This is a genomic window from Chryseobacterium sp. CBo1 (assembly GCF_001693475.1).
GTDB classification, from domain to species: domain Bacteria; phylum Bacteroidota; class Bacteroidia; order Flavobacteriales; family Weeksellaceae; genus Chryseobacterium; species Chryseobacterium formosense.
Window position 1 is genome coordinate 425,699 of record NZ_MAUH01000001.1, and the last position, 21,921, is coordinate 447,619.

General features: G+C 35.7%; 28 protein-coding genes. 10 read left to right on the forward strand and 18 right to left on the reverse strand.

Going from position 1 to position 21,921, the window contains the following annotated elements; genetic code table 11:
• Window positions 1-56 precede the first annotated feature (56 nt).
• The 4 genes from BA768_RS02135 (at window position 57) to BA768_RS02150 (ending at window position 2,170) form a co-directional block, all read left to right on the forward strand.
• Window positions 57-527 carry an Lrp/AsnC family transcriptional regulator gene (locus BA768_RS02135; protein ID WP_034674082.1) on the forward strand — a complete coding sequence of 157 codons (471 nt, stop codon included), beginning with the start codon at window positions 57-59 and terminating at the stop codon, window positions 525-527.
• A 68-nt stretch (window positions 528-595) separates the two neighbouring features.
• The gene (locus BA768_RS02140) at window positions 596-985 is read left to right on the forward strand and encodes a hypothetical protein (protein WP_034674083.1); all 390 of its coding nucleotides are present in this window, start codon (window positions 596-598) and stop codon (window positions 983-985) included.
• Window positions 986-1,221: 236 nt separating this feature from the next.
• Window positions 1,222-1,749 (forward strand): TetR/AcrR family transcriptional regulator, encoded by a 528-nt coding sequence (locus BA768_RS02145; protein ID WP_065719512.1) that lies wholly within the window; start codon window positions 1,222-1,224, stop codon window positions 1,747-1,749.
• Between the two features lie 4 nt (window positions 1,750-1,753).
• Entirely contained in the window at window positions 1,754-2,170 is a 417-nt protein-coding gene (locus BA768_RS02150; RefSeq protein WP_065719513.1) for a DUF1348 family protein, read from the forward strand.
• 170 nt (window positions 2,171-2,340) lie between these two features.
• Here BA768_RS02150 and BA768_RS02155 read toward each other — a convergent pair whose 3' ends face one another.
• The 14 genes from BA768_RS02155 to BA768_RS02220 form a co-directional block, all read right to left on the reverse strand.
• Window positions 2,341-3,285, reverse strand: a complete 945-nt coding sequence (locus BA768_RS02155) for a transketolase family protein (protein WP_065719514.1) — start codon at window positions 3,283-3,285, stop codon at window positions 2,341-2,343.
• An 85-nt stretch (window positions 3,286-3,370) separates the two neighbouring features.
• On the reverse strand, window positions 3,371-4,222 hold the full coding sequence (locus BA768_RS02160; RefSeq protein WP_065719515.1) for a transketolase: 852 nt from the start codon (window positions 4,220-4,222) through the stop codon (window positions 3,371-3,373).
• A gap of 222 nt (window positions 4,223-4,444) precedes the next feature.
• Window positions 4,445-6,019, reverse strand: coding sequence for a sodium:solute symporter (locus tag BA768_RS02165; RefSeq protein ID WP_065719516.1), 1,575 nt, complete (start codon window positions 6,017-6,019; stop codon window positions 4,445-4,447).
• Between the two features lie 81 nt (window positions 6,020-6,100).
• Window positions 6,101-6,451 carry a four helix bundle protein gene (locus BA768_RS02170; RefSeq protein ID WP_065719517.1) on the reverse strand — a complete coding sequence of 117 codons (351 nt, stop codon included), beginning with the start codon at window positions 6,449-6,451 and terminating at the stop codon, window positions 6,101-6,103.
• Between the two features lie 70 nt (window positions 6,452-6,521).
• Window positions 6,522-6,803 carry a GNAT family N-acetyltransferase gene (locus BA768_RS02175; RefSeq protein ID WP_074958685.1) on the reverse strand — a complete coding sequence of 94 codons (282 nt, stop codon included), beginning with the start codon at window positions 6,801-6,803 and terminating at the stop codon, window positions 6,522-6,524.
• Window position 6,804: 1 nt separating this feature from the next.
• Window positions 6,805-7,203, reverse strand: a complete 399-nt coding sequence (locus BA768_RS02180) for an OsmC family protein (protein WP_034674093.1) — start codon at window positions 7,201-7,203, stop codon at window positions 6,805-6,807.
• On the reverse strand, window positions 7,203-7,421 hold the full coding sequence (locus BA768_RS02185; RefSeq protein WP_228376709.1) for a (4Fe-4S)-binding protein: 219 nt from the start codon (window positions 7,419-7,421) through the stop codon (window positions 7,203-7,205). The genes BA768_RS02180 and BA768_RS02185 overlap by 1 nt, the downstream gene beginning before the upstream one ends.
• A 5-nt stretch (window positions 7,422-7,426) precedes the next feature.
• The gene (locus BA768_RS02190) at window positions 7,427-7,960 is read right to left on the reverse strand and encodes an NADPH-dependent FMN reductase (RefSeq protein WP_065719518.1); all 534 of its coding nucleotides are present in this window, start codon (window positions 7,958-7,960) and stop codon (window positions 7,427-7,429) included.
• Window positions 7,961-7,962: 2 nt separating this feature from the next.
• Window positions 7,963-8,835, reverse strand: coding sequence for a subclass B3 metallo-beta-lactamase (bla, locus tag BA768_RS02195; protein ID WP_051882616.1), 873 nt, complete (start codon window positions 8,833-8,835; stop codon window positions 7,963-7,965).
• Window positions 8,836-8,854: 19 nt separating this feature from the next.
• Window positions 8,855-9,754, reverse strand: a complete 900-nt coding sequence (locus BA768_RS02200) for a pirin family protein (RefSeq protein ID WP_065719519.1) — start codon at window positions 9,752-9,754, stop codon at window positions 8,855-8,857.
• A 100-nt stretch (window positions 9,755-9,854) separates the two neighbouring features.
• Window positions 9,855-10,172, reverse strand: a complete 318-nt coding sequence (locus BA768_RS02205) for a GNAT family N-acetyltransferase (protein ID WP_065719520.1) — start codon at window positions 10,170-10,172, stop codon at window positions 9,855-9,857.
• 248 nt (window positions 10,173-10,420) lie between these two features.
• Window positions 10,421-11,296 carry a pirin family protein gene (locus tag BA768_RS02210; protein WP_065719521.1) on the reverse strand — a complete coding sequence of 292 codons (876 nt, stop codon included), beginning with the start codon at window positions 11,294-11,296 and terminating at the stop codon, window positions 10,421-10,423.
• A gap of 180 nt (window positions 11,297-11,476) precedes the next feature.
• Window positions 11,477-12,880 carry an MFS transporter gene (locus BA768_RS02215; protein ID WP_034674102.1) on the reverse strand — a complete coding sequence of 468 codons (1,404 nt, stop codon included), beginning with the start codon at window positions 12,878-12,880 and terminating at the stop codon, window positions 11,477-11,479.
• A gap of 81 nt (window positions 12,881-12,961) precedes the next feature.
• Window positions 12,962-13,396 (reverse strand): GNAT family N-acetyltransferase, encoded by a 435-nt coding sequence (locus tag BA768_RS02220; protein WP_065719522.1) that lies wholly within the window; start codon window positions 13,394-13,396, stop codon window positions 12,962-12,964.
• Between the two features lie 92 nt (window positions 13,397-13,488).
• Here BA768_RS02220 and BA768_RS02225 point away from each other — a divergent pair, with 92 nt between their 5' ends.
• Window positions 13,489-14,364: an aldo/keto reductase gene (locus tag BA768_RS02225; protein WP_065719523.1), complete on the forward strand. Its 876-nt coding sequence runs from the start codon at window positions 13,489-13,491 to the stop codon at window positions 14,362-14,364.
• A 94-nt stretch (window positions 14,365-14,458) separates the two neighbouring features.
• Here BA768_RS02225 and BA768_RS02230 read toward each other — a convergent pair whose 3' ends face one another.
• The 4 genes from BA768_RS02230 to BA768_RS02245 are packed head-to-tail and all read right to left on the reverse strand — an operon-like array spanning window position 14,459 to window position 17,714.
• Window positions 14,459-15,796, reverse strand: coding sequence for a UDP-N-acetylmuramate--L-alanine ligase (locus BA768_RS02230; RefSeq protein WP_065719524.1), 1,338 nt, complete (start codon window positions 15,794-15,796; stop codon window positions 14,459-14,461).
• A 9-nt stretch (window positions 15,797-15,805) separates the two neighbouring features.
• On the reverse strand, window positions 15,806-16,240 hold the full coding sequence (locus tag BA768_RS02235; protein ID WP_065719525.1) for a hypothetical protein: 435 nt from the start codon (window positions 16,238-16,240) through the stop codon (window positions 15,806-15,808).
• A gap of 9 nt (window positions 16,241-16,249) precedes the next feature.
• Window positions 16,250-17,056, reverse strand: coding sequence for a lysophospholipid acyltransferase family protein (locus tag BA768_RS02240; protein ID WP_034674112.1), 807 nt, complete (start codon window positions 17,054-17,056; stop codon window positions 16,250-16,252).
• Window positions 17,057-17,084: 28 nt separating this feature from the next.
• Complete coding sequence (locus BA768_RS02245; protein WP_034674114.1) at window positions 17,085-17,714, reverse strand: NUDIX hydrolase; 630 nt, start codon at window positions 17,712-17,714, stop codon at window positions 17,085-17,087.
• 253 nt (window positions 17,715-17,967) lie between these two features.
• On the opposite strand from BA768_RS02245, the gene BA768_RS02250 reads away from it, so the two are divergent.
• The 5 genes from BA768_RS02250 (at window position 17,968) to BA768_RS02270 (ending at window position 21,919) form a co-directional block, all read left to right on the forward strand.
• Window positions 17,968-18,786, forward strand: a complete 819-nt coding sequence (locus BA768_RS02250) for a hypothetical protein (RefSeq protein WP_034674116.1) — start codon at window positions 17,968-17,970, stop codon at window positions 18,784-18,786.
• A gap of 183 nt (window positions 18,787-18,969) precedes the next feature.
• Window positions 18,970-19,359 (forward strand): hypothetical protein, encoded by a 390-nt coding sequence (locus BA768_RS02255; protein WP_083206571.1) that lies wholly within the window; start codon window positions 18,970-18,972, stop codon window positions 19,357-19,359.
• Between the two features lie 32 nt (window positions 19,360-19,391).
• Complete coding sequence (locus tag BA768_RS02260; protein ID WP_228388263.1) at window positions 19,392-20,102, forward strand: curli production assembly/transport protein CsgE; 711 nt, start codon at window positions 19,392-19,394, stop codon at window positions 20,100-20,102.
• Between the two features lie 12 nt (window positions 20,103-20,114).
• Window positions 20,115-20,525 (forward strand): curli production assembly/transport component CsgF, encoded by a 411-nt coding sequence (locus BA768_RS02265; protein WP_034674122.1) that lies wholly within the window; start codon window positions 20,115-20,117, stop codon window positions 20,523-20,525.
• Window positions 20,526-20,551: 26 nt separating this feature from the next.
• Window positions 20,552-21,919, forward strand: a complete 1,368-nt coding sequence (locus BA768_RS02270; RefSeq protein WP_065719528.1) for a CsgG/HfaB family protein — start codon at window positions 20,552-20,554, stop codon at window positions 21,917-21,919.
• Window positions 21,920-21,921: the final 2 nt, after the last annotated feature.

The following is a 21,921-nucleotide window of genomic DNA, read 5'->3' on the forward strand; positions in this document are numbered from 1 at the left end:
TTTTAATTTTGTAAAAAATTTATACATTTTTTAAGAAAAATATAATTTCACTATATATGAACTATCAACTGGACGAAATAGACAAGAAAATTCTTGATTTCTTAGTAGAAAATACAAGAATGCCTTTTACAGAAATTGCTAAGCAGATGGATGTTTCTGCGGGTACAATTCACGTAAGAGTGAAGAAAATGGAAGACGCAGGTATTATTTTAGGATCATCTCTTAATCTTGATTATGGTAAACTAGATTACCATTTCACAGCTTTTATCGGAATTCTTTTAACAAAATCAAACCGTACACAAGAGGTCTTGAAAGAGTTATCAAGTATTCCAAACGTTATTGAAGCGAGCGTTATCTCAGGAAAATACAACATTTTCTGTAAGGTAAGAGCTAAAAATACTAACGACGCTAAAAGAATTATCTACCAAATTGACGACATTCAGGACGTAATGAGAACTGAAAGTATGATCTCTATGGAAGAATATCTTAGCGACAAAAACAGATTGATCAACGCAATCTCGATTTAATCAAATTTTAGACGATATAAATACCGAAGAACTTATGAAATCATTCATAAGTTCTTTATTTTTGTACTATGGAAAAAGAATACAAAGAATACAGTTATTTTGATGAAGATCCGAAGAAAGGATGGGGTTTTATATTAGCATTGGCTTCTTTGCTATTGTTTACTTTTATGGGAATCGGGCTCGATTTTGACGAATATTTGCAGCATAAAGAACTCAATATTCCCAACGGATATTTTTATATTATTTTTTCTGTTGATGCCTTGATGATTTTAGGAATTGTACTGATGTATTTCTACCGAAAAATCGGTATTGTATTATTTCCTGTAATGCTTCTGATGCACTTCTTTATGCACAACTATTATCTTTCAACATTCCTGTACTCTGATGTTACCAATCTGTTCTTATTTACCGGATTTGGGATGTTGGCAATTATTCCGAAATGGAAGTTTTTCAGATAGTTTATTTTAAAAAAGCAGAGATAATCTAATAAATTTTAAAATCAATAGGAGCGGACTTTAGTCCGCTTTTCTTATTATATATTGCTGATAAATATGTTCTAGTTTAAAATTAAACTTAAAAGTTTATAATGTTTACCAAAGATATTATTGATAAATCTTTATTATAATTATAGACAGAATAGTCTGTTTGTTTTCATGATTTTAATCTATCTTTGACTTGTTAAAAATAATTAAACATGTCAACACCAAAAGAAAGAATTATTGCAACCACTTTCGAACTGTTTGCCAGACAAGGATATAATTCTACCGGGATTAATCAGATTGTAGCTGAAGCGAATGTAGCAAAGGCAAGCTTTTATCAGTATTTTAAATCGAAAGAAGATCTGTGTGTCGAGTTTCTGAATGTCAGACATGATTATTGGTTTAATGAACTCAACCGCTTTGTATCGAAAGAAAAAGACATGAAATTAAAACTCATTTCTTGCTTCGATTTTTTAATTGAAATGAATCAAAAAGAAAATTTCAGAGGCTGTAGTTTTCTGAATATTTTATCTGAAATACCAATGGATAATGTAAAAATCCTAAGCGTCATACAAAATCATAAAAAAGATCTTAGAAATTACTTTTCTGAACTGATAAAAGATTCAGGTCTTTCAGATCACATTTATTTACTTTTTGAAAGCAGTATTATTGAAAGTCAGCTTTTCAGATCGAATGAATTAATAGAAAAATCAAAAAAAATTATTATCAATTTAATTAAATAAAAAAATGGAACAGAAACATCCACTTCCGCCGTTCACCTTAGAAACGGCTATTGAGAAAATCCAGTTGGCAGAAGATGCCTGGAACAGCCAAGATCCGGAAAGAGTTTCCAAAGCTTATACGGTAGACAGCGAATGGAGAAACAGAGATCAGTTTGTGAATGGCAGAGAAGAGATTGTAAAATTTCTCAGCGGTAAATGGGAAAGGGAACTGAATTATAAGCTGAAAAAAGAATATTGGGCACATACCGGAAACCGCATCGCTGTTCGTTTTGAGTATGAATACCAAACAAAAGAAGGCAATTGGGTAAGAGCTTACGGAAATGAAAACTGGGAATTTGATGAGAATGGTTTAATGGCAAAAAGATATGCGAGCATTAATGATTTGGCGATAAAAGAAGAAGACAGAAAGTTTAGATCTTAAATAAGAGAAAAATTTTTGTTGAAAAATCGCAAGGCTAAAGTATTTTTAATTTTAATATTGCTTTAAGGCGAAAGAAAATTATGCATAAAAGTTCTTTATATCTTAATAAGAAGCAGAAAATAAAAAAGCATCCAAATCTGGATGCTTTTCAATGTATATTGAAAAAAATATTATGCTAAAATTCTTTTTATCGCTTCTTTCACCGCAGCAGCATCGATTTTATATTTCTTCATCAATTCGGCAGGAGTAGCAGATTCTCCAAAAGTATCGTTTACTGCAACAAATTCCTGTCTTGTAGGTCTTCTTCTTGCCAACATTCCGGCGATAGATTCTCCCATTCCGCCAAGATAATTGTGCTCTTCAGCAGTTACAATCTTACCTGTTTTTTCAACTGATTTTAAGATAATTTCTTCGTCCAGAGGTTTGATCGTGTGAATATTGATTACTTCACAAGAAATTCCTTCTTTCTCAAGCTCGTCTGCTGCAACCAAAGATTCCCAAACCAAGTGACCTGTTGCAACAATCGTTACATCAGTTCCTTCCTGAAGCATAATTCCTTTTCCGATTTCGAAAGGCATATCTTCCGGAATGAAAACGGGTACAGTCGGTCTTCCGAATCTTAAATAAACCGGTCCGTGGTGATCCGCAATGGCAAGCGTTGCAGCTTTTGTCTGGTTGTAGTCACACGGATTGATTACCGTCATTCCAGGAAGCATTTTCATCATACCGATGTCTTCCAAAACCTGGTGTGTTGCACCATCTTCCCCTAAAGTAAGACCTGCGTGAGAAGCACAGATTTTTACGTTTTTATCCGAATAAGCGATTGACTGACGAATCTGGTCATACACTCTCGAAGTAGAAAAATTAGCAAAAGTTCCCGTAAAAGGAATCTTTCCTGTAATACTTAAACCTGCAGCAAGACCCATCATGTTTGCTTCTGCAATACCAACCTGGTAAAATCTTTCAGGAGCTTTCTCGATGAATTTTTCCATTTTCAAAGAGCCGATAAGATCTGCACAAAGGGCAACAACATTTGGGTTTTTATCTGCCAGTTCAGCTAAACCAGCTCCGAAACCTGAACGTGTATCTTTTTTTTCTGTATATGTATATTTCATTTCTGTAAATTTTAGATAATTGATTATTGATGTTCGATAATTGATCTAAGATAAATCGTTTATCATTCATCAATCATCATTCATATTAATAATCCGCTGGAGCTTCTAAGTATAATTGTTTAAAGGCTGTATCCAATTGTTCATCATTCGGAGCTTTTCCGTGCCATGCGTGAGTTCCCATCATATAATCAACACCATTACCCATTATGGTATGAAGAATAATGACAACAGGTTTTCCTTTTCCTGTTTCTGTTTTTGCTCTCTCAAGGATCGCAATGACAGCTTCAAGGTCATTTCCGTTTTTTTCTTCTAAAACTGTCCATCCAAATGCCTCCAGTTTTGCATGAAGATTTCCTAATGAAAGTACATTTTCTGTGCTTCCGTCGATTTGCTGTCCGTTGTAATCGATGGTTGAGATGATGTTGTCTACTTTTTTTGCAGCAGCATACATCAAAGCTTCCCAGATTTGTCCTTCCTGCAATTCTCCATCACCGTGAAGCGTATAAACCAAAGAATCTTCACCATCTAATTTTTTTCCCTGAGCAACACCTAAAGCAACGGAAAGTCCTTGTCCTAAAGAACCGGAAGCAATTCGGATTCCCGGCAAACCTTCGTGAGTTGTCGGGTGACCCTGTAATCTAGAATCCAGTTTTCTGAATGTTTTTAATTCGTCTACCGGGAAAAAGCCAAATCTAGCCAAAGTAGAATAGAAAACCGGAGAAATATGTCCGTTTGAAAGATAGAAATGATCCTCGTTTTTACCTTCCATGGTGAACGGAAGTTTGTAGTTCATTATTTTACCGTAAAGTGCTGTGAAGTACTCTGTACAGCCTAAACTTCCACCCGGGTGTCCTGAATTTACAGCGTGAACCATTCTTAAAATGTCTCTTCTGATCTGTGTTGTAAGAGATTTCAGCTCTTCAATACTTTTACTCATCCTTTTTGATTTATTTGCACACAAATCTACAATTTTTTGTCGGCTTACGGAAATGCAAAAATCCGGGACTTTACCCCAGATTTGTATTTATTACTTTGTCAAAGTTGTAAATCTTTGACAAAGTTTTATGTATTTTAATCGCAGCCCAACTTGAGCGGAACTCTTTTTTGTAAAACAAAAAAAAGCGGGAGCGAAAGGTGGTTAATAGCTGCCCAAATAAATTTAAACTACTTTCAGATAATTCTTATTCTTCACGAGCCACAACCCAATAAACGTCAGCAATCCATTTAAAATAATCAACTCAACGCCGATTCTGTAATTGGTATTTTCGGTTACCAAATAATTGATTAGATAGGTTAAAACCGGGGCTAAAAGTGTCACGGTAAGAATAGAATATTTTTTTGAAATCTGAAATTTGGTGAAAATTCCGAAAGCAAAAAGTCCTAAAAGCGGTCCGTATGTATAACCGGCGATTTCCATGATGAGGTAAACGATTGATTTGTCATTCATCGCTTTAAACACCATAATTAAGACGAAGAAAACGACTGTAAATGTCAAATGAACTTTCATTCGGAGACGTTTTTTCTCCTTTTCGGTCTTGTTTTTATCCTCATTAAGATTTAAAAGGTCTACACAATATGAACTTGTCACTGCTGTTAAAGCCCCATCTGCAGAAGGGAATAAAGCCGAGATCAAGCCGATGATGAAAATCACGGAAATAATCATCGGAAAATGCCCTTGAAGTGAAAGAGCAGGGAATAAATCATCGCCCATGATGTTTACAATTTTTCCTGTAGCATCTTTAAATCCAAAAATATTAGAAACAACTTCTTTACCGTCAACAATATTTGTAATTTGAGAATAACCTGCACCGTTTTGTATCGCAAAAAGATAAAGCAATCCACCTAAAAACAGGAAAGCAAGATTTACAAAAAGTAAAGTTCCTGCAAAAGTGAGCATATTTTTTTTTGAATTCTGAAGATTATCAACCGATATATTTTTCTGCATCATTTCCTGATCCAATCCGGTCATGGCAATGGTAATGAAAATTCCGCCTAAAATAGTTTTCAGGAAAAATGTTTTTGAATTCGGATCAAAGTTGATGAAATGGGTGTAATTTTTCTGTTCTAAAATAGTGTACGCTTCTCCGAAAGATAAATTTAAGTTGGATAAAATATAAATGATACAAGCAATCAAACTGATAATCATAAACGAAGTCTGCAAAGTATCTGTAATGACAATCGTTTTTACACCGCCTTCAAAAGTGTATAAAAGTACCATTAATAAAAGCACCAAAGCTGTTACCCAAAAAGGAACTCCTAAACTTTCCAATAAAAAAATCTGTAAAACATTTACGACCAAATATAATCTCGCTGTTGCACCAATTGCTCTGGAAACAATGAAAAAGACAGAACCGATTTTGTGAGCCTCAACGTTGAATCTTTTTCCTAAATACGTGTAAATTGAGGTAAGATTCATTTTGTAATAGAGTGGAAGAAGGATTGCAGCAACAATGAAATAACCGATGAAAAACCCTATCACCATCATGTAATATTCAAAACCGCCGAAAATATATTCGCTTCCGGTCATTTTTCCGACCGTTCCAGGAACAGAAATAAAAGTAACGCCACTTAAGCTGGTTCCGATCATTCCGAAGGCAACGAGCCACCATTTGCTTTTTTTGTTACCGATAAAGAAAGACTGGTTGTCAGAATTTCGGCTTGTGAAATAAGAAATCACCAAAAGTCCCACGAAATAAACAAAAACAAATAATAGAAGTGTCGTTCCCGGATTCATGCTTACAAATTAATTTCAGCAAATATAGTTTTTTTTAGAAGAGGGAAGAAGGGAGATGGAAGAGGGAAGTCAAAAAGCTTTTCAAAGTTGATTTCTAAAACCAATCATCATATTTGTTAAGTTGAAACAGATAGAATAAAGCTCATTAAATTCTTTTTCTGAAATGTATTTTCTAAATTTTGCTTTGTATAGACAGGTTACTACCTCTGCACAAGAACGAATAGAATACCCAATAAATTTTTTAAATTCAGGTTGAGATTGCAAAATTGCTCCCTCTGAAATATTGAGAGCAATTGAATCAACTGCTCTCCTTATTTGACTTGTAAGATTGAATTTTTCATCTGCAGGAAAATTGATTGTAATTTGGAAAATAGTTTCTCCTAATTCCATTGATTTCTGCCAAATGGTTAATTTTTCAAATTTAAAACTCATAATAAATTCTATTCTTAGCTATTTCAGTATGATGATAAACTTCCATCTCCCATCTTCTGACTTCTAACTTTTAAAGAACATCCTGCAAATCCTCATTTTTCTGGAATGTCGCTTTTGCAAACGGGCAAAGAGGGATGATTTTTTTATTGTTTTGTCTTGCAAACTCTACAGCTTTGATCAGCATTTCTTTCCCGACACCTTTTCCGTTGTAGGCTTCTTCAACTTCGGTATGATCGATGATGAAGCGGTCTTCACCAGCCCAGGTATAAGTCATTAATCCTGCTCTGTTTCCGTCAATTATGGCTTCAAAGCTTCCGTGTTTTTCGTCGTTGTTTTGTTTTACGTCTATCATTTTATGAAAATTTGGTTTGAATTTGTATTTCGTTAAGTAATATTTTGTGTACCGGACAAGCATCTGCAATCGTGTGAAGTCTTTTCAGCTGTTCTTCGCTTAAATCGGCTCCTTCAAAACTAATGTTTCTTTTAAAAATTGCCAATTTCGTAAGCGGGAAATTTTCGAGTTCGACTTCTACGTCTATTTTTTCGACGTTCCATTCTTTCCTGTCGATGTACATTCTTAATGTTGCTGCGGTACAGCTGGCCAAAGATGTTGCGAGAATTTCAAAAGGATTGAATCCTTTATTCTGACCACCTTTGTCAACGGGTTCATCGGTTATTAATGTATTTTCACCGGCAACAACTTCTGTGTAATATTTTGTAGTTCCTAAACTTGCTTTTACGGTTACGGCCATTATTTTTCAGTATTTAATTCAAATGTTAGTGCTCCTGAAGGGCATTGTCTGATCTGATTTTTCAGTTCATCAGAACTTGCATTTTCAGCTTTAATCCATGGTCTTGATTTCGGATTGTAAACGTTCGGCAGCATTTTTACACAAACTCCTGCATGAATGCACTTCTGAGGTTGCCAGATTACATTGAGGTCACCGTTAGAATATTTATGTATTTCCATGATTTTTAAGATTTAGTTTGATTTTTAAAACTTTCAATTTTTTGATTTAAATCTTTCAGCATTTCCGGATTGATGACTCCACTTTCCAAATCAAAGTTTTCATAAAATTTAGACAGTGAAAACGTTTCTTTGATGTCTGCTCCAAAGTTCGGAAGGAACGTTTTTGCCGTATTCATCACATTCCCGCCACCATAACCTCCCGGAGAAGTCGACATAAGAAGCATCGGTTTATTCTGAAAAACTTTTACATTGATTCTCGAAGCCCAATCGAAGACATTTTTAAAAGCAGCCGAATAAGAACGGTTGTGCTCTGCTAAAGAACAGATAATGACATCACATTCTTCAATCACTTTTAGAAACCGGTGCGCTTCATCAGGAAAACCCTTCTTTTCTCTGTCTACTGAAAAAACAGGCATATCAAAATCATTCAGATCAATTAAATTAATTTCATCATCCTGAAAACTTTTCAAAACAAATTTTACAAGTTCCCTGTTGATCGATGTGGAAGAGGTGCTTCCTGCAAATGCTAATATTTTCATGTTTATTTTTTTGATGAATCCTGTTTTACTTTATCAAGATAGTCCTGTTCCAGAACCTGCAATCTTTTAAAATAATTTTCTTTATCCATAAATAATTGGGGATTATAAGAATCTCCCTCTTTTCTCTTTTTATGAAGATCAAACTGACTTGCATGTGAAGCCACCCAAAGATCGAAATTGATGTTCTTCATTGCTTTCAGTGTTTCTGCATAATCATTTTGTATGGATGGATATTTTTTTACTTCAGAAAACGCTCCGTCAATAATGATTGAAGGCAAATTTGCAATCAGCACCTTATAAGTCTTGTTCTGATCTTTTGTTTCAAACAAAAAACTGCAAGAACCCTTTGTGTGACCGGGATGATGAAGCAAAGTAAGCGTCGTATTTCCTAGTTTTATTTTATCATTATTTTTTAAAAGATAATCTGGCTTTACAGGTTTGAAAGTCACGCCATATTTCCCAAGTTCATAATCGGTTTTCCCGCCGCTTTTTAGTTCTTCTGCATCTTTTGCATCCACATAAAGCTTGGCTCCGGTTTCTTTTTTAATGTCTGCCATTGCGCCCATGTGATCGAAGTGAGCCTGAGTCAGGGTAAGAATTTTAATATCCTTATAATTAAAACCAAGCTTTTTAATATTGTTTTTTATTGTTGGAAGTGAATCTGCCAATCCGGTATTGATTAAAATATTTCCTCTATCGGTAACAATCAGATAAGAGGCAAGATCGTAAGTTCCTACGTAGTATAAATTCCCTGCAATTCTGAAAGGTTCATACAATTTTGACCATTCTTCAGGATTATTTTTAGGTTCAGAGACAACTTGTGCTTTGTAGAGGAAGGCAAAAGCCAGCATCAGTATTAATGCGATTTTTTTCATAGGAACTTAGAATTTATTTTTATTTTCTGTTTAAAATTGCTTTTGGAAGCGGTACATATTCCTGATCATCTCCCGGAATTAGCGGGAATGCATCATGATTTTGATCCTTCCAATTTACCTTTGCTTCTTCGATCTTTTCTTTGTCTGAATTTACAAAATTCCAGAAAATGTGTCTTTCTTCAGGGAAAGCTTCACCTCCGAAAAGATAAACAGTGCTGTTTTCATTAATTTCGAACTCACAAAGAGAAGCATTTTTCGCAATCATAAGCTGTTTGGTTCCGTATTCGTTGCCTTCGATGTTTACAGTGCCTTCCAAAACATACATTCCGACCTCACCGAAAAGATGGTGACCGATGTTGAGCTTTTGTTTGGTTTTGCTTTTAATTTCAACAAAATAAAGCGGACTGTGAACAGGAACAGCTGATTTCTTTCCGAAAGCTTCTCCGGCAATCAGTTTATAATCAATATCTCCTTCAGTCCAAGACGGAATTTCTTCAGCTTCGATATGGAAAAACGATGGTTCGGTCTGCTCCAAATCCTTAGGAAGTGCTACCCAAATCTGGAAACCATGTAAAAACTGCGGTGAATTTTTCAGATATTCGGGAGTTCTTTCAGAATGTACAACGCCTTTTCCGGAAGTCATCCAGTTTACTGCTCCGGGTTTGATCTCCGTAGCAGAACCCAGACTGTCTCTGTGAAAAATAGAACCTTCAAATAAGTACGTAAGCGTTGAAAGTCCGATATGTGGGTGTGGCGGAACATCGAAATTCTGGTGTTCTTTCAAACAGGTTGGTCCCATATGATCAATAAAAATGAATGGGCCAACGGAACGTTTTTCTCTGAACGGTAAAAGTCTTCCTACCAGGAAATTGCCTATATCTGCAGCTCTTTCTTCCACAATAAGGCCTATATTTGACATCATAATTCTTTAGTTTTAGGATTTTAAATTTAGTTATTCTTTTTTAAAAGGGATAAAAATCTTTCAGTTTAAATCTCTTATAAAAGGTGGGAAATCTTTTTTAAAGTTTGTCGTAACCTTCAAATCTTTGGTCTACAATACGTTTCCAGTCCGGATTTTTTTTAATGAATGCAAAAACATACGGACAGTAGGGAAGAAGTTTTTTTCCGCTTTCTTCAATATACACTAAAGTTTTTTCTACAACGGCAGCTGCCGCTCCGGTTCCTGCCAGTTCAGGTTCGGCTTCAGTATGAATTAGAGCAATTTGCTTACTCGTTTCTTTATAATTGATAAATGCAAAATGACCGTTCAGTTCGATTTCAAATCTCTTTTTGTCTTCATTTTTTACTGATGGAATGTTTTCAAATTCTGGTTTCATGATGTTTATATTTAAATATTTGTTTTGTAATTGAAAAGATAATTTTAACGCAAGGTGCACAAAGATTTTTAAAAATTTGTTTGATATTACCGTTCGCAAAGGCACTTCGTTCAGCGAATGATAGCAGTAAACCTTAGCTGAGTGAAATCGAACATTCGATGGAGTAAAACGCCTTTGCGAGCGAAAAATATTCTCATATAGAGTAGTATACCTTAGCGAACATTGCGTTTAAAATCAATTATCCTAAATTAATCTTCCAAATACCCGAATTTTCCGGTATTGAAATCTTCAAAAGCCTGCATGATTTCTTCTTGAGTATTCATTACAAAAGGACCATGCGGAACGATAGGCTCATTCAGAGGTTCACCGCTGAGAATTAATATTACCGAATCTTCGGTTGCTTCAATGGTGAAACTCTCGCCTTCATTTCTAAACAGGACAAAATGATTCGTCGGAACTTTTTCTCCGCCGTTTACCAAAATGCTTCCTTCAACAACCAAAGCGGCGGTATTAAAATTCGCAGGAAAATTAAATTCTGCCTTTCCACCTGATTTTAATTTAGCATTCATCAGATTAACCGGGCTGAAAGTAGATGCAGAACCTTTTATTCCCTTATATTCTCCGGCAATAACTTCTACAAAGCCGTTTTCGCCTAAATCAACTTTTTGTATCTCTGTATTTTTAATGGTTTGATATTTTGGCTTGCTCATCTTATCTTTCGCAGGAAGATTTACCCAAAGCTGCACCATTTGAAAAATTCCGCCCTCTTTCGACCATTCTTTTTCGTGATATTCTTTGTGCAAAATACCTCTTGCAGCAGTCATCCATTGTACATCGCCTTCACCAATGATTCCACCGCCTCCTGAACTGTCGTGATGCTCTACTTTTCCTTGATAGGCAATTGTTACCGTTTCAAAACCTCTGTGCGGATGAACACCGACTCCGCGCGGAACTTCTGAACCCTTAAAATGAAACTTAGCATTGTAATCGAGTATCAGGAAAGGATCCATTCTTTTCATCGTTAAAGGATGTGCACCCGGTATAAAATTATGCACTCTAAAACCGTCACCCACAAAATGTGCAGGCTTTGGCGAAACTACGATTTCTATATTTTTAGTTGCCATAATATTGTTTGTTTTAATTTTTAACAAATGTATGACCGCCTGTTTTCTCTCACATTGATGTGTGGTAATTTGTGTTGGAGTGTGTTTTGAGTTGGAGCGTTTGAGGGTTTGAGGGTTTTAGTGTTGGAGTATTTATGTTTCGAACCCTAACACTCTCAAACCCTAATACTCTCACACATCTTATTCTCCGGATTTCATATTTCTGCCGTCGGAAACATGCAATCTCCTGAAAACCAATGATGATAAAATAGTGAGAGCTCCTACTGTAAGAAAAGTGTATCTGAAAGCATTGTGAACTTCGTTTTGAATTAATGCTGTATTGTTTTCGTAAATTTTTAAAACAATCAGTCCAAAAGCAATCCCGAAGCCAATCGCAAGCTGTTGATTTACGGACAGCAAAGAATTTCCGCTGCTGGTCTGGAAGTTTCTTAAATCGGCGATAGAAATCGTATTCATCGAAGTAAACTGAATCGAATTGAAAAATCCCAAAATCGCAATCACAGGAATAAACCAGAAAATAGAGGTGTGAATATCCGGAATTGCCAGACAACAGATCAAAGTTCCGATAACGATCGTGTTGAGCATCAATGTTCTTTTGTAACCGTATTTATTTAAAATTTTAATAACATAAGATTTTCCGAACATTGCCGTTAAAGCCATCGGCGCAATAATCCATCCTGAAATAACTGCAGACTGCCCATAAGCAATCTGAATCATTAAAGGAAGCAACAACGGAACCGAGCTGATTCCTAATCTTGTAGCAAGATTTCCGACAATACCCACTCTAAAAGTTCTTACCTGGAACAGACTTAAAGGAAAAATAGGATTTCCGCCTCTTTTGGCGTGATGGTAGTAGTAATACAGGAATAAAAATCCTAAAATAAAAATAATCAAAACCGGAGTAATATTCTGCATATCGCCAAAAAGTTCGAGCGATACGGATAGTAAAAGTGATGCGGCTGCAAAAATTAAAAAACCTTTCAGATCAAAATCGGTATCTCTTGAATTGTAATTAGGCATAAATTTTAGACCCAAAACAATTCCTAAAATCCCAATCGGAATATTAATGAGAAAAATCCAATGCCACGAAAGATAATCAACCATATATCCGCCAACTAAAGGACCGAGAACGGGGCCAATCAATGCCGGAATAATTGCAAAATTCATTGCTTTTAATAATTCATTCCGGTCAAAAGTTTTTATTAAAGCTAATTTTCCTACAGGCGTCATGAGACTTCCGCCAACTCCCTGAATGACCCTTGAAATCACCAAATGCGTCAGATTTTGAGAAATCGCACAAAACAAGGATCCCAAACTAAACAGCACTAAAGAGAAAACAAAAACTTTTCTCGTCCCGAATCGATCTGCTAAAAATCCACTTGCGGGCATAAAAACAGCCAAAGTCAGAACATAACTGATGATAGCATTCTGCATATTCAGTGGTGATTCATCCAAATCTTTTGCAATTGATGGTAAAGATGTGTTTAGAATCGTAGAATCAAGCATCTGCATAAAAATGGCTGTCGCAAGAATCAGCGGCAGAACTTTTTTTACGGTTTGGCGAGGAGAAGTTGTTGTGGGCATTTATTTTTTAATTGGCTGTGTTTTGGCTAAACCAATTTACAAAAAATAGACCGAACAGCTTGCGATTTGCTTATGAATAATCTATAAACTCATATGAATGATCGGATAATCTTTTCCTGAGCCGTCTTTCTCTGACCGTCCGATTTTTTGAAATCCAAGCTTCTCATAAAATTTGATTGCTTGAAGATTCTGTTCATTCACATCAACTTTCGAAAAACCTGTTTTCTCCTTTAGAAACATGCATAAAACTTTACCCAACCCTTTTCCACGGGAATCATTGTGAATAAAAAGCATTTGGAGCATATCATCAGAAACAGATCCGAATCCTTTGATGTCATTGTTTTCTGAAATCAGATAAACCTCAAAATTCGGAAGATAGTCTATTGGAATTATCTTTTTAAAATACTCAAAATCTGCTTCAGATAAAAAATCATGGGTACTTTTTACTGCCGATTCCCAAATTTTCATAATTTTAGGATAATCTTCGGAAGTGGCAATTCTTATGGATTGAGACATGTTTTAATTTTAAATAAAAATAAAAAAATCAATCCTTACAATTTAAAACTTTATCCGAAATTTGAATAACATTAAAATCAAAACAAAATAGTATGAAGCAAAAGACTTACGTAGGGCAACCTGTGATTACATTGAATAACGGAACATACATTCCGGCTTTAGGTTTCGGAGTTTGGCAAATGGAAAATCTTGAAGAATGCGAAAAAGCAGTTATTAAAGCTATTGAAGTCGGTTACAGAATGATTGATACAGCTGCAATTTACCAAAACGAAACGGCAGTAGGAAAAGCAATCAAGAATAGCGGAATCGATCGTGAGGATTTATTTGTAACTTCAAAACTCTGGGTACAGGATCACGGTTATGAAAAGGCAAAATCTGCTTTTCAGAGAACATTGAACAGATTACAGCTTGACTATCTCGATATGTATCTTATTCATTGGCCTTTCGGAGATTTTTTGGGAGCATGGAAAGTGATGGAAGAACTATATGAGGAAGGGAAAATCAAAGCGATCGGTGTCTGTAATTTTACCATTGAAAAATTAGAAGAATTAAAGTCTCACTCTACGGTTTCTCCGGTGATTAATCAGGTAGAGCTGCATCCCATTTTCCAGCAAAAAGAACTTAGAGCTTATAATCAGGAAAACAATATTATTACGCAACCCTGGAGTCCGCTTGGAAACGGAAATGCTGAACTTTTAGAAAGTCCTTTGCTTAAAAAGATAGCATTTAATCATAATAAATCAACAGCGCAGATTATTCTGAGATGGCATTTGCAGGAAGGTTTCTGTGTGATTCCGAAATCGGTAACGCCTTCAAGAATCGAACAGAATTTTAATGTATTTGATTTTGAACTGACAGAAAGCGAAATGAATATGATAAGATCATTAGACACCGGAAAAAGATTGTTTTTCGATCCTAAAGATCCGGCTTGGGAAGAAAAAATGCTGAATACTGTAGCGGATATTTAAACACTAAAACTTAAGGCAACAAATAAAAAAATAGCTTTCAAAATTTTGAAAGCTATTTTTTTAATAGTATGATATTGTTGTTACTCTTAACAACTTATTTTGCTAGATCCAGTCCTCCGAAATTTCCGGAACTCATCATCATGTAAACTCCCTGGGTTTTATCAAGCAAATCCCAATAGGTATGAAGTTCTTCAGCGTTGGTAAAGACCTTCAGGTTTTCATTTTTGAATTTCTCTTTGATTAATTCAGGAGAAATAGGTTCCATTCTTTTGATTTTTAAGGCATCTTCAGAATAGAAAACAATGGCTTCATCCAAACCGTCCATTGCGTGGTCGTATTGTTCAAGGAAAACAGGATTTAAACTGGAATAGGTATGAAGTTCCAGAAAACCGTACTTCTTTTCGTTTTTAAACTGTTCACAGAAAGCTTTTACAGCGGCTTTTACTTTACTCGGAGCATGTGCAAAATCTTTGTAAAGAATACCTTTATCTTCTCGTTCTACTTTTTCAAGACGTTTTGAAGCACCTTTAAAGCTCATGATCGCATCATAGAAATCTTCATCCATAATTCCCAAAGTATGGCAAATATGTCTCGCTCCTTCAAGATTTAATAAATTGTGTGCACCAAAAACAGAAAGCGGAATATCTCCCATTTCGGTTTTAAGAAGCACTTTTCCGTTGCTGATTTCGTATTCCGGAGTTCTGTACGGCATTTTTCTGAAGTAATTTTCAGCATTTTCTACCACTTTTACCACTTCTGCATCTTCTTCATTATATACTAAAACTCCACCCGGCGTAATGCTTGCTACAAATTTTCTGAACTGCTCGATATAATCATCAAAAGTTTTGAAAACATTGATGTGATCCCATGCAATTCCGCTCATCAAAGCAATATTCGGTTGATATAAGAGGAACTTTGATCGCAAATCGATAGGAGAAGAAAGATATTCGTCACCTTCCAAAACCATGAAATCGTTGTCTTCCGTCAGTTTCACCATACAGTCAAAACCTTCCAATTGTGCTCCGACCATATAATCAACATCTTTCTGGTGAAAATTCAGAACATGAAGAATCATTGAGGTGATGGTTGTTTTTCCGTGTGAACCGGCGATGACAACTCTGGTTTTACTTTTTGACTGTTCGTAAAGAAACTCAGGATAAGAATATATTTTTAAACCTAATTCTTTTGCTTTTGCCAATTCAGGATTGTCTTGGTGAGCATGCATTCCCAAGATTACAGCATCAATATCAGACGTAATTTTTTCAGGAAACCATCCCATTTCTTCGGGAAGAATTCCTTTTTTTTCAAGTCTTGATTTTGAAGGTTCAAAAATAGCATCATCCGAACCTGTCACCTGATATCCTTTATCTTTAAGTGCAATCGCAAGGTTGTGCATTGCGCTTCCGCCAATAGCAATGAAATGAGTTCTCAACTTATTTTCTTAGTTTTTTACGTTGTTATTAATGATTTCCTGAAAACCGGCTGTAATGTTTTCCCAATTGGTTTTAAAATTTGGCATAATCATGCTTCCGTCATTTTTACTGCCTTCGTTTACGCCTTTTTTAACGCTGATTGATGTTGTTATATTATCGTAAACTTTTTTATGATCTTCCTGAATTCTTTTGAAATTATTTTTTGAAAGCGTTTCGTCTAATTTTTTCAGATCTTCATTGGATATTTTAAAGCTCTTTTTGATTTTTTTGCCCTGTCCTTCAAAAGAATAATGAACATCATTTCCTTTGATCAAAAGGTTCTCGTAAGATGGAGTGTAGCCACCACTTTTTGAGTAGCTGATGTCGAAATCAGAATATATCTTCTGACTGTTGCATGAAATTGCTATTAAAATAATTAAAAATACCCCTAAAATCTTCTTCATTGTTATTTTTTAGTTTTGTTGATTGTTCTGTTCAGTCTTTTTTGCTTTGATTTCTTCATCGTAGGTATGCAATACATTGAAATCTTCTGTCTGCTCAATTGCGGTCATGATTTTGTGAAGAATCTGTTGTGCATTTTCTTCGTCGTAATCGATGTCTAAAGCTTTTTTAAATTCCATTGTAGGTTTTACTCCTGTTACTTTTACACGAAGTCCTTTTTTGTCAAACGCTCTTCTGAAACCGTTTATTTTAATAGGAATAACAATCGGTCTTTGATTTTTGATCAGCTTGGCCGTTCCTTTTCTTCCCTGAGCGAAAGCAGCCGTTGTACCTTGCGGAAATGTGGCTACCCAACCGTTATCCAGAGCCTTCATAATGTTGTCGATCTCACTCAGATCAACCAACCTGTTGACATTTTTTCCTTCTGCTCTCCATGTTCTTTTTACGGTAACTGCACCTGCAATTTTAAAAATTTTAGGAAGGATACCTTTATTCATGGTTTCTTCAGCGGCAACGTAGTAAAAATCAATCTTAGGATTGAGAAGATAAATCGGATTTTTAATCGTATTTAAATAACCATTGTTTACGGCACAGAATGCATGATACATTGCAGCAACGTCGGCAAAATAAGTCTGATGATTTGATACGAAAAGCACATTAGAATCAGGCAGATCTACCAAATGTTCTGTTCCTGTGATTTTAAGCTTGTTGAAACCGTTGAATCTTCTGTAGGAAACAATTCCCAGAATAAAAATGATTAATCTTTTTAAGAAATAAGGTGTTCCGAACGAATCGGTAAAAATGTTCTTCTTCGCCATTTTTTAATTAAACATAATAGTTGCAAAGTTACATTTTTTTAATCAACTGGCTGAATTCGCTCAGGATCATGGCTGTAGCGCCCCAGATAATATATCCGTTGAAATTAATGACAGGAACCTCATGACCTCCTGCTCCGGGAAGTGCCATGATTTCCGGGCTGTCCGGTAAATTTAGAAATGAAGTGATCGGAAATTCTATAACTTCTACGGCTTCACTTTGCTGCAGAATAAATTCCGGATTCTTTTTAGTGTATGAAATATAGGGATAAACATAAAAATTACTCGGCGGAATGTATATGGGAGACAATTCACGGATGATTCTTACATAATGTTTTTCAAGCCCTATTTCTTCAGAAGTTTCACGGATGGCAGTTTCGGTAAAATCTTGATCCATTTCTTCGCGTTTTCCGCCCGGAAGAGAGATTTGCCCGCTATGTCGGTCTCTTTCATTTTCAGATCTTACAATCAAAGGAAAGTGCCATTCGTTATCCTTTAAATATAAAACAATATTGACGGCGGCAAATTTCGGATTTTTTTCTAAAACCTCATCATAAGTGAATATAGGGCGAGATGGCGGCGAGAAAATTCCATGCGCATTTGCACCTGCCAGTTCCGCGTTTTTTATTTTGCGTAAAAGATCTTTTCCAAAACTTTCCATAGCTCAAATTTACTAATATATCTTTTAGAAAGGAAGTCAGAAAATGTTAATTATAGATAATTTTAAGATTAAAATTCTTATAGTAATTCTACGGATACATTTTGTAACGTATAACCGTTAGAACCAAAAACTGGAAACGGTTACAATAAAAACGGTGTCCCGTGATTTTTGAAATTTACACTTTTGCGGTGGTTTTTCCTACGATCTGCGCTTCTATCTTTGTCTCACTATTAACCAACAAATTTTTATTAAAATGAAAAATTTAATTTCATGTGTTCTAACACTAGCAACAATGGGTCTTACTTTCGCTCAATCTAACAGCGATACTTCTACCCAAAATGGAAACTTAAACGTAGCAACTGTGAATCAAACAGGATTGATGAATGAAAATTCACTTTTGCAGGACGGGAATCGTAACAACGCTACAATCGATCAAGTTGGAAGCGGAAACTCTAACGAAGTGGTAAGTGATGGTAACAGAAACAACGTAGACGTAGATCAAAGCGGAATCTGGAACTCTAACGTAACTGAGCAATTGGGTAACAGAAACTCTGCACAAACTTGGCAATTAGGTCTTTTAAACTCTGTTGAGCAAATGCAGGACGGAAACAGAAATGAAGTTACTGCTGTTCAGGTAGGTGCTTTCAATTCTATCTGGCAAAATCAGGTAGGTAACGACAACGTTGCAATGGCTGGTCAGTTAGGTGATTCAAACCTTATTCAGCAATATCAGGAAGGTGACGAAAACACTGCTGTTGCTGGACAAGCGGGAGATAACAACTACATCGGACAAGGACAATGGGGTGACGGAAACTCTGCAGCTCACGGACAAGTAGGTGACGGAAACATCGCATTGTCTCTTCAGGGAGGAACTGATAACTCTACAGTGGGGCTGCAAATTGGTGACGGTAACAGTTTATATCAAACTCAGATCGGAACTTCAAATTCAGCAATCAATGTTCAAATGGGAGATGATAACTTAGCTACAATTACTCAAAGTGGTGGTTCTCATAGCCATGTTGGAATGCAAACTGGTAACAACAATACTTTAACTGTAAATCAATCTAACTAATAATTAGAATACATTTTAGTAAAAAGGGGAGAAGCAGCGGCTTCTCCTTTTTTATTTGATGATCGTCCGTAAAAATACTGCATGATATACCAGATTGTAGTGATTTTGTCTTCGTAACGGGAAGGTGTGTTTTGTAACGCACCGTAATGGAGTACCTTTAAATCAAAAAAAATGAAAACTGTAATGAAATTAATATCAAGTGTTGCTCTGCTCGCATTTTTCTTTGCGAAATCGCAACAGATCGACTGGAATAAAATCAACAGCAATACAATTATGGATGTGATTTCTATTCAAAATACTACCCAAAACAATTCATCAGTTGTTGCGCAGATCGGAAACATGAATAATACGGAACTTAATGTAAGTTCAAAAACCAATATCATTGTCCAGCAGCTTGGAGACCAAAACAGCATATATTTTAATAATGCTTTTACCGAAAAAGAAACAAAAGCGGCTGTCACCGTTCAGGGTTACAATAATATTGTGGATGTTACAGGAAGTAACAGTATATCAAACGGAATGGAGATCAATGTAAAAGGAGATAATAAAACGGTTTTTGTAAGAAATTATTAGAAAAATGAGTTATGAAAAGTTTCAACCTGTTAATGATTTTCATATTTATTATTCTCTTGTCCGGATTAATGTATGGTCAAGAAGATAAAAAAATTGTTGCGAAAATTGAAAGTGAAACAGTTGAGAAACAGCTTAAAATAAAAGGAACGGTAACAAATAATACTCCCACTTACGAAGAACTCAATTATCTTTTGGTAAGCATAAAAAGAGGCGGAAACGGAAACCTCTCAAACAACAGACAGAGCGGAAAATTCTCCATCAACCCCGGCGAAACAAAATTGCTGTCTGAAATAAATGTAGGCTTAGAAAACAAAGATGCCCTTAAAGCATTCTTGTACATCAGAGACGAGCAGACTCAAAAGCTCATATCCAAAGACAGTCTGGAAATCAATCAGGATTTTTTTAAAAAGAAAATCAGTCAGGTAGAGAAAGAAGAAGCATTCGAACTGAAGGGGCTTACGATCGATGAAACCAAAACAAAGGTCGGAAGAGATTTCTATGATATGTTTTACATTCAGTACAGTCAGATTCCGGACAAAAGCTCCTCCAGTATAAAAATTTCGGAGCTTCCGACAAGAGGTACAAGTGGACAAATAAACATCGAGATCGATGATAAAATCGTGTACAGCTTTATCACCAATCCCAGCGATGATTATCTGAAAGAACAGCTTGTAAATACCTTAAGGTACATTAAAGAATTTAATGCCAGAAAAAATCTCATCAAAAACGAATTCATTTACTAAAAACCAAATACCATGAAAATTTTAACCGTTGCAATGATATTTTTTGCAGGAATTTTTCTCGCAAAATCTCAGCAACTGGTATATAAACCTATCAATCCTGCATTTGGGGGCGATACCTTTAATTATCAGTGGCTTCTGAGTTCAGCCAATGCTCAGAATCAGTTTGATGAAAAAGCGAATAATAGCAGTTTGCTGGGTGGTCTTAATTCCTTAGACAGTTTTACTCAGAGTCTGAACAGGCAGGTTTTAAGCCAGCTTTCAAATAAATTATTCAACGAGCAGTTTGGTGAAGGAGGAGTAAAGCCCGGAAATTATATGTTTGGCTCACTTTACCTTCAGATAACTTCTACAGCTCAAGGGCTGCTTATCAATATTTTGGATACCGTTTCCGGTGATCAGTCGGAAATTGTAGTTCCGAAATAATAAAAAAACTAAAACTAAAAACTATCATGAGAATTTATATTAATATCAGAATCTTATTCTGTGTAATGCTCCTGTGCATTTTATACGGATGTGGTTCGATGGTCGGGCTTCCTTCTTCAAAAGAAAAATCCACGATCGGAGAGATTACACCTTATACTACAGAACTAAGAAGTTTGCCGCTTCCTAAAGAAAAAATAGTGATTGGCGTTTATAAATTTCGCGATCAGACCGGGCAATACAAACCTGCAGAAAACGGAAACAACTGGAGCACCGCAGTTCCGCAGGGAACCACCACAATTCTTATTAAAGCTCTTGAAGACAGCCGTTGGTTTGTTCCGATCGAAAGAGAAAATATTGCCAATCTTCTTAATGAAAGACAGATTATTCGTTCTACCCGACAAGAATACCTGAAAGATGCCGACAAAAACAGCAGCCAAGGATTACCTCCGCTTTTATATGCCGGAATCCTTCTTGAAGGCGGTGTGATTTCTTACGACAGCAATATTATGACTGGTGGAATTGGCGCACGTTATTTCGGAATTGGAGCTTCGTCACAATACAGACAGGATCGAATTACCATTTACCTGAGAGCTGTTTCTACTTTGAACGGTGAAATATTAAAAACAGTTTACGTTTCCAAAACCATTCTTTCTACCAGTGTAAACGGAAGTTTCTTCAGATATGTTGATACGGAAAGACTTCTGGAAGCCGAGGTTGGAATGACTCAGAACGAACCTATTCAATTAGCTGTAACGGATGCTATCGAAAAAGCGGTTAAATCTTTAGTCATCGAAGGGATTCGTGATAAAATCTGGGGAAAATCGGTTGATTCAACGGTTAATTATCAAAGAATTATTGATGAATACAATACCGAACAGGCAAATAACAACAACAGACTGGTTGGTAATAAATATCCGAATGACGACAGACAAAACCTTTCAATTTTCGGAAATGTTGAGACACAACAGGTGAAAGACGATTATGTAAATCCTGCTACCAATATCGGCGGGAAATTGGGAATAAAATACTTTTTAAGCAAAAATTTTAATCTCGAGGCAAATGCCAATTATTTTAAAATTCAAAACGATAAAATAATATCCCGTTCATTTTTTGTAACCGAAGTTAATCTTGAATTTCTTTTAATTCCGCAATATAAGCTTACTCCTTTTGTTTATGGCGGAGTTGCTACTATGTTTTCACAGGATAAAACAAGATACAAAGCACAATTTGGTGGCGGACTGGAATATCTGGTTCAAAAAAATATCGGTTTAAGACTTTCCTCACAGTATGATATGGGATTCAGTGACGATTGGGAAGATTTTGCAAGCGGAAAAAGAAATGATCAGGCAATAAGGTTTGGTCTTGGAATCAATTTTTATATCGGAAAAAACTAAAA